The 12,412-nt window shown below is 74.4% G+C and carries 12 protein-coding genes; 10 read left to right on the top strand and 2 right to left on the bottom strand.

The window, feature by feature from the left end:
* The first annotated feature begins 179 nt into the window (after nucleotides 1-179).
* From OG715_RS08550 to OG715_RS08505, 10 genes are all read left to right on the top strand, one after another.
* A complete protein-coding gene (locus OG715_RS08550; RefSeq protein WP_266275867.1) occupies nucleotides 180-857 on the top strand; it encodes a riboflavin synthase in 678 nt (225 codons plus the stop codon).
* Complete coding sequence (locus tag OG715_RS08545; protein ID WP_266275869.1) at nucleotides 854-1,498, top strand: nicotinamide mononucleotide transporter family protein; 645 nt, start codon at nucleotides 854-856, stop codon at nucleotides 1,496-1,498. The genes OG715_RS08550 and OG715_RS08545 overlap by 4 nt, the downstream gene beginning before the upstream one ends.
* Nucleotides 1,495-2,796: a bifunctional 3,4-dihydroxy-2-butanone-4-phosphate synthase/GTP cyclohydrolase II gene (locus tag OG715_RS08540; RefSeq protein ID WP_266275871.1), complete on the top strand. Its 1,302-nt coding sequence runs from the start codon at nucleotides 1,495-1,497 to the stop codon at nucleotides 2,794-2,796. Before OG715_RS08545 ends, OG715_RS08540 begins: the two co-directional genes overlap by 4 nt.
* Nucleotides 2,797-2,882: 86 nt before the next feature.
* Nucleotides 2,883-3,353: a 6,7-dimethyl-8-ribityllumazine synthase gene (ribH, locus tag OG715_RS08535; protein WP_266275873.1), complete on the top strand. Its 471-nt coding sequence runs from the start codon at nucleotides 2,883-2,885 to the stop codon at nucleotides 3,351-3,353.
* Nucleotides 3,354-3,460: 107 nt separating this feature from the next.
* Nucleotides 3,461-3,733 (top strand): phosphoribosyl-ATP diphosphatase, encoded by a 273-nt coding sequence (locus OG715_RS08530; RefSeq protein WP_030306151.1) that lies wholly within the window; start codon nucleotides 3,461-3,463, stop codon nucleotides 3,731-3,733.
* A 108-nt stretch (nucleotides 3,734-3,841) separates the two neighbouring features.
* On the top strand, nucleotides 3,842-4,690 hold the full coding sequence (gene hisG, locus OG715_RS08525) for an ATP phosphoribosyltransferase (protein ID WP_266275875.1): 849 nt from the start codon (nucleotides 3,842-3,844) through the stop codon (nucleotides 4,688-4,690).
* 125 nt (nucleotides 4,691-4,815) lie between these two features.
* Complete coding sequence (locus OG715_RS08520; protein WP_266275877.1) at nucleotides 4,816-5,250, top strand: PH domain-containing protein; 435 nt, start codon at nucleotides 4,816-4,818, stop codon at nucleotides 5,248-5,250.
* Between the two features lie 261 nt (nucleotides 5,251-5,511).
* A complete protein-coding gene (locus OG715_RS08515) occupies nucleotides 5,512-6,861 on the top strand; it encodes a hemolysin family protein (protein WP_266275879.1) in 1,350 nt (449 codons plus the stop codon).
* Nucleotides 6,858-7,904 carry a hemolysin family protein gene (locus OG715_RS08510; protein WP_266275881.1) on the top strand — a complete coding sequence of 349 codons (1,047 nt, stop codon included), beginning with the start codon at nucleotides 6,858-6,860 and terminating at the stop codon, nucleotides 7,902-7,904. The genes OG715_RS08515 and OG715_RS08510 overlap by 4 nt, the downstream gene beginning before the upstream one ends.
* 151 nt (nucleotides 7,905-8,055) lie before the next feature.
* Nucleotides 8,056-9,039: an NAD-dependent epimerase/dehydratase family protein gene (locus OG715_RS08505; RefSeq protein WP_266275883.1), complete on the top strand. Its 984-nt coding sequence runs from the start codon at nucleotides 8,056-8,058 to the stop codon at nucleotides 9,037-9,039.
* A gap of 74 nt (nucleotides 9,040-9,113) precedes the next feature.
* On the opposite strand, the gene OG715_RS08500 is transcribed toward OG715_RS08505, so the two are convergent.
* Entirely contained in the window at nucleotides 9,114-11,372 is a 2,259-nt protein-coding gene (locus tag OG715_RS08500) for an AAA family ATPase (protein WP_407660956.1), read from the bottom strand.
* 288 nt (nucleotides 11,373-11,660) lie between these two features.
* On the bottom strand, nucleotides 11,661-12,410 hold the full coding sequence (locus OG715_RS08495) for a uridine kinase family protein (protein ID WP_266275885.1): 750 nt from the start codon (nucleotides 12,408-12,410) through the stop codon (nucleotides 11,661-11,663).
* Nucleotides 12,411-12,412: the final 2 nt, after the last annotated feature.

Below are 12,412 nucleotides of genomic sequence, written 5' to 3'. Positions count from 1 at the left end.
GGAGGCGGTGTGCGGCGACGGACGGGGTTCCCCCTCGTTCCGGCGCCCGGTTCGGCGGCAGCCCGGCGACGGGTCCCGTTGCCGTCCGGCGGTCCGCGTACCCCCGCGCCCACATCTGTCCGCGTCCTTCTCCCGTGCCACACCCCGGAGTCCGCGCCCCAAGCGCGAGGAGAACCCGGGTGTTCACCGGCATCATCGAAGAGCTCGGCGAGGTCGTGTCGATCGAGGAGATCGGCGAATCCTCGCGGATCCGTCTGCGCGGCCCGGTGGTCTGCGAGGGCGCGCGGCACGGCGACTCCATCGCGGTCAACGGCGTCTGCCTGACCGTCGTCGACACCCCCGAGCAACTCGCTGCCGGTACCGGCGAGTTCAGCGCCGATGTGATGGCCGAGACCCTCCGCCGTTCCAGCCTGGGCGAGTTGAAGCCCGGCGGACGGGTCAACCTGGAGCGCGCCATGGCGCTCGGCGCCCGGCTCGGCGGACATCTGGTGCAGGGTCATGTCGACGCCACCGGGCGGCTGTTGGGCCGCGAACCCGGGGAGCGCGACGCGGCCGGCGAACTCCGCTGGGAGGTACTGCGGTTCTCGCTGCCCGACTCCGTCTCGCGCTACCTGGTCGAGAAGGGCTCGATCACCGTCGACGGCGTCAGCCTCACCGTGGTCGAGGCCGCCCGCGACAGCTTCACCGTCAGCCTCATCCCGGCCACCCTCGCGCTGACCACCCTCGGCACCAGGGCCGTCGGCGAGAGCGTCAACCTGGAGGTCGATGTCCTCGCCAAGTACGTCGAACGGCTGCTGGAGGCCCGCACCCTCCCGCCCCTGCCCGCGACGGACGGCACTCCGGGGGAGGAACGGTGAACTGGCTCAACGGCACCGTCCACCTGCTCGGCCAGGACGTCTACCGCTCCGACATCATCGGCAACCTGCTCGGCCTCGCCGCGCTCGCCCTCGGCTGGCAGCGGTCCCGGCTGACCTGGCCGGTCCAACTGCTCTCCGGCCTGGTCCTGGTCGGCGCCTACTGGAGCGCCCACCTCAGCGGCGGCGTCGGCAAGCAGATCGTGGTGGTCGTGGCCGCCGTGTGGGGCTGGACCAGGTGGCAGCGCGGCGCGCGGGGCGAGGGCGACGTCGCCGTGCGCTTCGCCACCGGCCGCGAGCGCGCCGTGCTGATCGGCGGCACCGCGCTCGGCACCCTGGCGGTCGGCACGCTCTTCACCGCCGTCCCGCAACTGTCCTGGGACGCCTGGCCGGACGCCTACATCTTCGTCGGCACGCTGGCCGCGATGGTCGCCCAGGCCCGCGGCTGGGTCGAGTTCTGGTTCGCCTGGATCGCCGTCGACCTGGTCGGCGTGCCGCTCGCCTTCAACAACGGCCTGGTCTTCTCCGGCTTCGCCTACTCCGTGTACTTCGTCCTGGTCCTGCTCGGCCTGCGCGCCTGGTGGCTCCGCGGCCGCACCGCACACCCCGTGACCGACCCCGCCCTCCAGGGAGCCTCCGCATGACCGAGAACCCCACCACGCGTCCGGCAGAGAACCCCACCGCGACCCCGGCCGGGGACCCCGTCGGCGAGTTCGTCCTCGACCCGGTCGAGCGGGCCGTCGCCGACATCGCGCTCGGCCGCGCCGTGATCGTCGTCGACGACGAGGACCGCGAGAACGAGGGCGACATCGTCTTCGCCGCCTCCGCCGCCACCCCCGAGCTGATGGCCTTCACCGTCCGCTACAGCTCCGGCGTGATCTGCGCCCCGATGACCGGCGCCGAGCTGGACCGGCTCAAGCTCCCGCCGATGACCCAGGTCAACGAGGACCGCAAGGGCACCGCCTACGCCGTCTCGGTCGACGCCAGGGACGGCGTCGACACCGGCATCTCGGCCGCCGACCGGGCCCGCACCGTGCGCCTGCTCGCCTCGCCCGGCACCGGCCCCGGCGACCTCGCCCGCCCGGGGCACGTCTTCCCGCTGCGCGCCGTCGAGGGCGGCGTGCTGGTCCGCCCCGGCCACACCGAGGCCGCGGTCGACCTGGCCCGGCTGGCGGGCCTGCCGCCGGCCGGCGCGATCGCCGAGGTGGTCAACGACGACGGCACCATGGCCCGGCTGCCCGAACTGGTGGCCTTCGCCCGCGAGCACAACCTGGCGATCATCTCGATCGAGGACCTCATCGCCTACCGCCGCCGCACCGAGCTGCACGTCGACCGGGCCGCCGTCACCTCCCTGCCGACCGCGTACGGCGAGTTCACCGCCGTCGGCTACCGGGGCACCCTCGACGGTGTCGAGCACATCGCGCTGGTCGCCGGCGGCCTGGCCGAGGACGGCCGGCTCCCCGACGGCGAGGACGTCCTGGTCCGGGTCCACTCCGAGTGCCTGACCGGCGACGTGCTCGGCTCGCTGCGCTGCGACTGCGGCCCCCAGCTCCAGTCCTCGCTGCGCCGGGTCGCCGAGACCGGCCGGGGCGTGGTGCTCTACCTGCGCGGCCACGAGGGCCGGGGCATCGGCCTGGCGCACAAGCTGCGCGCCTACGAGCTCCAGGAGCGCGGCCGGGACACCGTCGACGCCAACCTCGACCTGGGCCTGCCCGCGGACGCCCGGGACTACAGCATCGGCGCCCAGATGCTCGGCGACCTCGGCGTCCGCTCGCTCACGCTGCTGACCAACAACCCGGACAAGCTCACCGCGCTCACCGAGCACGGCCTCAAGGTCAAGGGCCGCGAGCCGGTGGAGATCCCGGCCGGCGAGCACAACGCCCGCTACCTGCGGACCAAGCGCGACCGGATGGGCCACGAGCTGCCCGGCCTCGACGGCTGACCCGGCCGCACCCGCACGTCCTTCCCGTACTGATCCGCAATCCGCAAGCCTCGACCAGCAACCCGAACCACCGAAAGGCACCGCACATGAGCGGCCACGGAGCCCCCGAGCTGACCATCGACAACGCCGCCGACCTCAAGGTCGCCGTGATCGCCGCCCAGTGGCACGAGAAGGTGATGAACGGCCTGCTCGACGGCGCCCACCGCGCCCTCAAGGAGCTGGGCGTCGCCGAGCCGACCGTCCTGCGCGTCCCCGGCACCTTCGAGCTGCCGGTGGCCGCCAAGCGCCTCGCCGACCGGGGCTACGACGCCGTGATCGCCCTCGGCGTGGTCGTCCGCGGCGGCACCCCGCACTTCGACTACGTCTGCCAGGCCGCCACCGCGGGCCTCACCCAGGTCTCCGTGGACACCGGCGTCCCGGTCGGCTTCGGCGTGCTGACCTGCGACAACGAGCAGCAGGCGGTGGACCGCGCGGGCCTGCCCGGCTCCACCGAGGACAAGGGCCACGAGGCGGTCACCGCGGCCGTCGCGACCGCCCTCGCCCTGCGCGCCCTCTGAGCGGACGAGCCGGAGCAGGGCCCCGGACCGTGGACGTCCACCGGACTGTCCACGGTCCGGAACCGTTTACCGCCGGTCCGCCCGCACGCCGTATGGTGAGTCCCATCATGGCTTCGAAGACATTCGAGGAGCTCTTCACCGAGCTCCAGCAGAAGGCCGCCACCGGCGACCCCTCGTCCTCCCGCACCGCGCAGCTCGTCCAGCAGGGCGTCCATGCGATCGGCAAGAAGGTCGTCGAGGAGGCCGCCGAGGTCTGGATGGCCGCCGAGTTCCAGTCCGACGAGCAGACCGCCGAGGAGATCTCGCAGCTCCTCTACCACCTTCAGGTGATGATGGTCGCCCGCGGGCTGACGCTCGACGACGTCTACAAGTACCTCTAGACCTACAAGCACGTCCGGACCCACAAGCACCTCTGCACCGCCGGACCTCCGGTCCGCCCCGGCCGCCGGGAAACCCATCCACACCGAACAGGTAAGGAACTGACCTCCATGCTGCGCATCGCCGTGCCCAACAAGGGTTCGCTCTCGGGTCCCGCGGCGGAGATGCTCCATGAGGCCGGCTACCGGCAGCGCAAGGACTCCAAGGAACTGGTGCTGGTCGACCCGGGCAACCAGGTCGAGTTCTTCTTCCTGCGCCCGCGCGACATCGCCGTCTACGTCGGCTCCGGCCGTCTGGACGTCGGCATCACCGGCCGCGACCTGCTGCTGGACTCGCACTCCAACGCCGAGGAGGTGCTCGCGCTCGGCTTCGCCGGCTCGACCTTCCGCTTCGCCCGCCCGGTCGGTGCGGCGGTCGAGGACGTCGCGGACCTGGAGGGCCTGCGGATCGCCACCTCCTACACCGGCCTGGTCGAGCAGCACCTGGCCGACCGCGGGGTGAAGGCCACCGTCACCAAGCTGGACGGCGCGGTGGAGACCGCGGTGCAGCTGGGCGTCGCCGATGTGATCGCCGACGTGGTGGAGACCGGCACCAGCCTGCGCAACGCCGGCCTGGAGGTCTTCGGCGAGCCGATCCTGATCTCCGACTCCGTGGTGATCCGCCCCAAGGGCGCGGGCGAGGACCCGCGCGTCGACCAGTTCCTGCGCCGGCTGCAGGGCGTGCTGGTGGCCCGCCGCTACGTGCTGATGGACTACGACATCCGCGCCGAGCAGGTCGGCGCCGCCGTCGCCCTGACCCCGGGCCTGGAGTCGCCGACCGTCTCCCCGCTGCACACCGAGGGCTGGGTGGCCGTCCGCTCCATGGTTCTCCGCAAGGAGGCCCAGCAGATCATGGACGATCTGTGGGCCATCGGCGCCCGGGCGATCCTGGTCACCAACATCCACGCCTGCCGCCTCTGAGCGGCGCCGGCATAAGCACCGGTTGAATGGGGTGGGGCCGCCGTCGGCGCCCCACCCCGTTTCCGTCGGCCCACCCGAGTTCACCGTCCGGCCGCCCCACCCCTCGAACCACCCCGGAGCCCCTCGTGTCCACCCCCGCCGAGTTCCCCGTCACCTGGGCCCCGCGCCGCACCCGCGCCGTGCTGCTGCCGGTCTGCGTCGTGCTGGTCGTGCTGTTCGCCGTGATCGCGGTCGCCCTCCCGGCCAACTGGCAGCTCAACGACCGGATCATGATGCTGCTCAGCGGAGTGCTCTTCGCCTCCGTCGGCCTGATGCTGGCGCGGCCGAGGGTCAGCGCCGACGCCGAGGGCGTGACCGTGGTCAACTTCGTCCGCCGGCGCCGGCTGGCCTGGGCGGAGATCGTCGGCGTGAACTTCCGCCAGGGCGACCCGTGGGCCTCCCTCGACCTCGCCGACGGCACCTCGCTGGCCGCCGTCGGCATCCAGCCCGGCGTGGGCCGGAACCAGGCGATCGCGGACGCCCGCGCCCTGCGCGACCTGGTCGCGCGCCACGGCGGCTGACCGGCCACCGGCCGACACGCACCGGCCGACACCCTCCGGCGGAGGCCCGGTGACCGGCGCCCGATGACCGGAATCCGACGCCCGGCCGCGCCCGAACGTGGATCCGACGGTCGCACGGGTATGGTCTACGCTGGCAAAAGCGGGGCAAAGGCATTGCCCTGCCCGAAATCGACCTGAGGAGTGACACTCCCCGTCCATGGACGATCCGTCCGGTAGTACCTGCGCCGCCCACCCTCCGACCGACGGACGGCAGGCGGCACTGTGATCACGGCCTGGCTGCTGCTTCTCGCAGCCCTCCTGCTCATCCTCGCCAACGGCCTCTTCGTGGCCGCCGAGTTCGCCTTCGTGACCGTGGAGCGCGGCGCCGTCGAGCGCGCCACCGCCACCGGGGACGCCAAGGCCGGCCGGGTCTCCCGGGCCCTGCGCCACCTCTCCTTCGAACTCTCCGGCGCCCAGCTGGGCATCACCGTCACCTCGCTGGTCGTCGGCATGCTCGCCGAACCCGCGCTGTCGACCCTGCTGAAGCCCCTGTTCGGCGCCGTCGGCCTCTCCGACGGAGCCTCCCGCGGTGTCTCCGTGGTCCTCGGCATGCTGCTCGCCACCGTGGTCCAGATGGTGATCGGCGAACTGGTCCCGAAGAACTGGGCGATCTCCCGCCCGCTCCAGGTGGCCCGCGCGGTCGCCGCCCCGCACATGGCGTTCTCCCGCGCCTGCCGCCCGCTGATCCGGGTCCTCAACGGCTCGGCCGACCGCACCGTGCGCGCCTTCGGCATCGAGCCGCAGGAGGAGCTGGACCACGCCCGCACCCCCGCCGAACTGGTCTCGCTCGCCCGGCACTCCGCCCGGGCCGGCGCCATAGACGAGGAGTCGGCCACCCTGTTCGTGCGGACCCTCGGCCTCGGCGACCTCACCGCCGAGTCCGTGATGACCCCCCGCGTCGACGTCTCCGCGCTCCAGCGGGACGCCAGCGCCGCCGACGTCCTCAACCTCACCCGGGCCACCGGCCTGTCCCGCTTCCCGGTGTACACCGACACCCTGGACGAGGTCACCGGAACCGTCACCCTCAAGGACGCGCTCGCCGTCCCCGCCGCCCGGCGCGGCACCGTCCGGGTCGGCGACCTCGCCGTCCCGCCGCTGCTGGTCCCCGAGAGCCTCCCCGCCGAGCGGCTGCTCGACCAGCTGCGCCGCCTCCAGCCGATGGCCATCGTGGTCGACGAGTACGGCGGCACCGCCGGCGTGGTCACCGTCGAGGACATCGTCGAGGAGATCGTCGGCGAGGTGCAGGACGAGCACGACCCCGCCGACGGCCCCGAACTGCTGCCGCTGCCGCCGGTCGACGGGCAGCCCGTCTGGGCGGCCGACGGCCGGGCCCGGCTCGACCAGCTGGAGGCCATCGGCCTGCACGCCCCGGACGGCCCCTACGAGACGCTGGCCGGACTCGTCACCGACCTGCTCGGCCGGCTGCCCGCCCCCGGCGACCGGGCCGAACTGACCGGCTGGCGGTTCACCGTCGAGGCCGTGGACCGCCACCGGACCAGCCGGGTCCGGGTCGAACGCACCTCCGGGCACGACGGCCCGCGCGGCGCCGAGGACGAGGACCGGACCCGATGACCGCGCTCCAACTCGCCGTCGCCCTCGTACTGCTGCTCGGCAACGCCTTCTTCGTCGGCGCCGAGTTCGCCGTGGTCTCGGTCCGACGCAGCCAGATCGAACCGCTCGCCGAGGCGGGCAACAAGCGCGCCCGCACCGTGCTGCACGCGCTGTCCAACGTCTCCGCGATGCTCGCCGCCGCCCAACTCGGCATCACCGTCTGCTCACTGGGCCTGGGCGCGCTCGCCGAGCCGACCATCGCCCACCTGCTGGAGGGGCCGTTCCACGCGCTCGGCGTCCCGGCCGGCCTGATGCACCCGCTCTCCTACGGGATCGCGCTGGCCGTGGTGGTCTACCTGCACATGGTCATGGGCGAGATGGTGCCCAAGAACATGGCGCTGGCCGGCCCCGAGAAGGCCGCGCTCTGGCTCGGCCCGCCGCTGGACCGGCTGGCCCGCTGGCTGGCCCCGGTGATCGCCTTCCTCAACGCCTTCGCCAACGGCGTGCTCAGGCTGTTCAAGGTCGAGGGCAAGGACGAGGTCGAGTCGGTCTTCACCACCGAGCAGCTGATCTACCTGCTCGCCGACTCCGGTGACGCCGGACTGCTGGCCAAGGACCGCCAGGAGCGGCTGGAGGACGCCCTCGGACTGGGCCGTCGCCCGCTGACCGAGGTCCTGCTCACCCCCGAGCAGCTGGTCACCGTGGACACCAAGGTGACCGCCGCCCAGGTCGAGGAGCTGGCGCTGCGCACCGGCTTCTCGCGCTTCCCGGTCACCGACGGCGACCCGGCCGGCCACGGCTACCTGGGGTACCTGCACCTCAAGGACATCCTGGACGTCGACGACCCGTCGGTGCCCGTCCCGGCCCGGCTGTGGCGGCCGATCACCGTGCTCCGCGGCACCCTGCCGCTGGACGACGCGCTCGGCGCGATGCGCCGGGCCACCTGCCACCTCGCGGCCGTCCTCGACCAGGACGGGCGGACGCTCGGTGTGGTGATGCTGGAGGACGTGCTGGAGGAGCTGGTCGGCGAGGTGCACGACCCGGACCACCGCTCGGCCGCGTAGGCCGCCCGGGCCGCTCGGCCCCGCACGCACCCCGGGAGGCCCCGGGAACCCCGGTTCCGCCCGGGGTTCCCGGGGCCGCTTCGCTCTCGGCGATTCCGCTCTGAGCGTGCGACTGTTCCGCTGCGGACCGTCCCCGGGCAGGGTGGTGGGCATGAGACTTCTCCTGCTGGGTGGGACGGAATTCGTGGGGCGGGCCGTCGCGGAGGCGGCCCTGGAGCGGGGCTGGGAGGTGACGGTCTTCCACCGGGGCACGCACGCTGCGCCGGAGGGGGCCCGGGTGCTGCACGGGGACCGCACGGCCGAGGGCGGGCTCGCGGCCCTGGCCGAGGGGGAGTGGGACGCGGTGGTGGACACCTGGTCCGCCGCCCCGTCGGTGGTGCGCGACAGCGCCCGCCTGCTGGCCGGCCGGGTCGGCCGCTACGCGTACGTCTCCAGCCGGTCGGTGTACGCGTACCCGACGCCGGCCGGCGCGGACGAGAGCGCGCCGCTGGTCGAGGGCTCGCCGGACGACGGAGAGATGCCCTACGCGGAGTCCAAGCGCGGCGGGGAGCTGGCCGCGCTGGACGCCTTCGGCGACCGGGCGCTGCTGGTCCGGGCCGGGCTGATCGTCGGACCGTACGAGAACATCGGCCGACTGCCCTGGTGGCTCGACCGGATCGCCCGCGGCGGCACCGTGCTCGCCCCCGGCCCGCGCGACCTCTCGGTGCAGTTCATCGACGTCCGCGACCTCGCGACCTGGACCCTGGACGCGGTCGCGGCCGGCCTCGGCGGCCCCTACGACCTGGTCGGCCCGCGTGGGCACAGCACCATGGGCGAGCTGCTGGAGGCCTGCGCGAAGGCCACCGGCGCCGAGCCCGAGCTGCGCTGGACGACGCCGGAGGCGATCGCCGCGGCCGGTATCGCGCCCTGGGTCCAGCTGCCGTTCTGGGTGCCGCCGGGCGAGCTGTACGACGCCGTGCACGGCGCGGACGTGGGCAAGGCGCTGGCCGCCGGGCTCCGCTGCCGGCCGGCGGCGGAGACGGTCGCCGACACCTGGGAGTGGCTGCGGTCGATCGGCGGCGTCGCGCCGCGGCGTCCGGACCGGCCGGCCGTCGGCCTGGACCCGGAGCTGGAGGCCGCGGCGCTGGCCGGCTGACGCCGGTGCCGGGGCTCAGGTGCCGGGGCTGCGGGGGCCGGGCCCAAGGGGACCGGGCCCGGACCGCCCCGGCCTCAGCCCCGGCCGTCGATCAGCTCGCCGTACGCCTGCACCAGGTCCGGCAGCCGCAGCGTGGCGAGGTCCTCCCGGCCGGGCGGCTCGCGCAGCAGGGTGAGCCGAAGGTCCCGGTAGGCGCAGGACTTCTCGTACAGGGTGCGGATGAAGCGGCCGTTGCCGAGCTCGTCGATCCAGCCCTCGCGGACCACATGGGTGCAGATCGAGGCCAGCTCCTCGGCCGCGTCCTCGTCCCAGCCGTCGCCGTCCTGCCCGGCGAGCGCCGCGCCGATCGCGGTCAGCTCGCCGGGGCGGTAGCTGGGGAAGTCGACCCGGGTGGTGAAGCGGGAGTTGAGCCCGGGGTTGGTGGCCAGCAGCCGGTTCATGCCCTCGGGGTAGCCGGCCAGGATCACCACCAGCCGGTCCCGGTTGTCCTCGGCCCGCTTGAGCAGGACCTGCAGCGCCTCGTCGCCGTACGCGTCGCCCTTGCTGTAACCGGAGTTGGAGAGGCTGTACGCCTCGTCGATGAAGAGCACACCGTCCAGCGCGGAGTCGATCAGCTCGTTCGCCTTCACCGCCGTCTGGCCGAGGAACTCCCCCACCAGGTCCGCTCGTTGGGCCTCCACGAGGTGGTCCCCGGAGAGCAGGCCGAGGGCGTGGAAGACCCGGCCGAGGATCCGGGCGACGGTGGTCTTGCCGGTGCCGGACGGGCCGGAGAAGACGAAGTGGCGCTTGGGCGGCTGGACCGGCAGCCCCTGTTCGGCGCGCAGCCGGGCCATCCGCAGCTGCGCGGAGAGCGCCCGCACCTGCCGCTTGACCGGCTCCAGGCCGACCATCCGGGAGAGTTCGGCCAGCGCGGCGTCCAACTCGGCCCGATGGGCCTCGGGTTCGGACATCGCACTGGTGCTCGCCACCTGGGCCAGGGCGGTCTCGCCGCGTGCCGTCGCGGGGGCGGCCGGGGAGGCCGCGGCGGGCTGCGGGGCGGTCGAGCCGGAGCGTCCGTTGGCGGCCAGCGGGGGCGGTGCGCCCGCTCCGCCGCCGGGCCGGTTCCCGGTGCCGCTGCCGGGCCCGGCCGAGCTCGGCACGGCCGGGTAGCCGTCGTCCGCCTCGTCGCCGTCGGCCCCGACCGGGCCGCCCGGGACCGGACTCCCGAACGGGTCCCCGACACCCGGCCCGCCGAACGCACCGGCTCCCGGCGCCTCGCCACCCGGCAACTCGGCTCCCGGCAGTTCGCCACCCGGCGGCAGCTCCGTGCCCGACAGCTCGGCGCCCGCGAAGGCCGTCGCCTGCTCCGACTCCGCCTGCTCCGCCCCGAACTCGGCACCGGCCGCGAACTCAGCGCCCGTGCCGAACTCCGAGCCGGCCCCGAGCGCGTCGAAGCCGGCCTGCTCCAGCACGGCCGCGTCCAGCAGCGCCGCGTCGATCGCGTCGTCCTCCGCCCCGCGCCCCGCGTCCCGGCCGCCGATCCCGGCGCCGTCCAGCAGGCCGTCCGCGAGGCCGTCCTCCGCCGAGATCGCCGCCAGCCGGGCGGCGGTGTCCATGAACGCCGGGTCGGCCCGGTGCACGGCCCGGTACAGCGGCAGCGCGGCCGCGCTGCGCCCGGCGCCCTCGTAGGCGCGGGCCAGCCAGTAGCGCAGCTCCTTGCGCTGCGGCTGCTCGGAGCGGCAGCGGGCGAGCGAGGCGGCGAGCGGCGGCTGGGCCTGCGCGCACATGTCCAGCCGGACCCGGGCCATCCCGGCGAACAGCCCGGCCTCGATGCCGAGCAGCGGGTCGTCGAGCAGCCGGTCGGTGTCCCGGATCAGCTGCTCCCAGTCCTTGAGGAGGTAGGAGCGGCAGGCGTGCAGGAACCGCGCGGAGGGGTCGTCGGCGGGGGCCGGGCACTGCTCCAGGGCGTGGTCCAGCTCGGTGAGGTGGCGCCCGTCCAGCCAGTGCGAGGCGTGCGCGAGGGCGAGGTCGCGGCCGGTCTCCAGGACCGGCTGCACCCACCAGCCCAGCCAGTACCAGGAACTGAGTGGGCGTCCGTGCCGCCGCCGCTGCTCGCCGAACCGTTTCTGGTGGCGGTGCATCGCGAGCAGCGCGCCGGAGGTGTCGCTGCGCAGCGCGTGCAGGCCGAGCCAGGCGTCGGCCATGCCGGGGTCGAGCCGGACGGCGGCGCGGAACTCCTCCTCGGCCCGGGTGTAGGCCCCGGCCGTGTAGGCGTCCATGGCACGCAGCCAGGCGCGGTCGGCGAGCCGGTTCGGAGCCGGGCCGCCCGCGGTGTTGCTGTCGGAACTCTCCACTGAACGCCCCCCGCGATGTGGCTCGGGGCCCGGCCGGTGCGGCGGTGTGCGGACCCGCCGGTGGTCGTCTGCCCACGGGGCGCATATGCGCCTGCCTGGAATCGTACCGGCGCGGCGCTGATCCGGAAGGGTGCCGCACGATGTCAAAAGCGATCGGGCGGACGGCCGTTGAGGGGTGGCCGGCCCCGGGGCGGTGGAGTCGGACGGCACCCCCGGCTCACGGGGGAACAAGCCGGGGATGCCGGGTCCGAAGTTGCGGAATCAACAATTCCGCGAACGAGGGAGAACCTATTTGCTGACGATGTCGCAGGTCAAGGCCATATTTGAAGGTTCACCGACGGTGCCCGGCGCGATCCGCCCGGTCACCCCGTCGACCAGGGTGCCGGCGTGCGGGCGGCTCGGGTCCGCGGCGAAATGTGCCGATTCGGCGAGCGCCCAGCCGGCCCAGAACTGCGCCAGCGCCGGACCGTCCCGCTCCTCGCCCCGCCGCCTGGCCGCCGCCGCGTCCAGCTCCATCCACACCAGCCGGGCCAGCGAGGGCCGCACCGCGCGCCGCCCGGCGCCGACCCCCTCGACCAGGACCACCGGCGCGAGCGGTACCGGGGCCGTCCCGGCGAACCGGCGCAGCGTCCAGTCGTACACCTCGTACTCCGCGTCCCGGCCCGCCGCCAGCGGCTCCAGTACCTGGCCGCGCAGCCGCCCGGTCCAGCCGAACGGCTCGGCGTGCGTCGCCAGGTCGTCCAGGTGCACCACCGGGGCGCCGCCGAGCGCGGCCGCCAGCCGGGCGGCGAAGGTCGTCTTGCCCGAGCCGGCGTGGCCGTCCACCGCGACCAGCCGCACCGGACCGCAGGACGGCGGCAGCGCCCGCAGCTCGGCGGCGAGGGCGGCCAGCGCGTCGGCCGGCGCGTCGGCCCGCGCCGACGGCCGCGCCACCGGCCGGGCGACGGGCCGCACGACGGGCCGACCGACGACGGGCCGCACGGCGGGCCGGGCGACGGGCCCCATTACCGGGGCGGCGGAAGTCTCGGAAGAAGCCACAA

The sequence above is a fragment of the Kitasatospora purpeofusca genome (assembly GCF_036010405.1).
GTDB lineage: Bacteria > Actinomycetota > Actinomycetes > Streptomycetales > Streptomycetaceae > Kitasatospora > Kitasatospora purpeofusca.
Note: the sequence above shows the minus strand (reverse complement) of the source record. Positions and strands in the feature narration are given on the sequence as shown.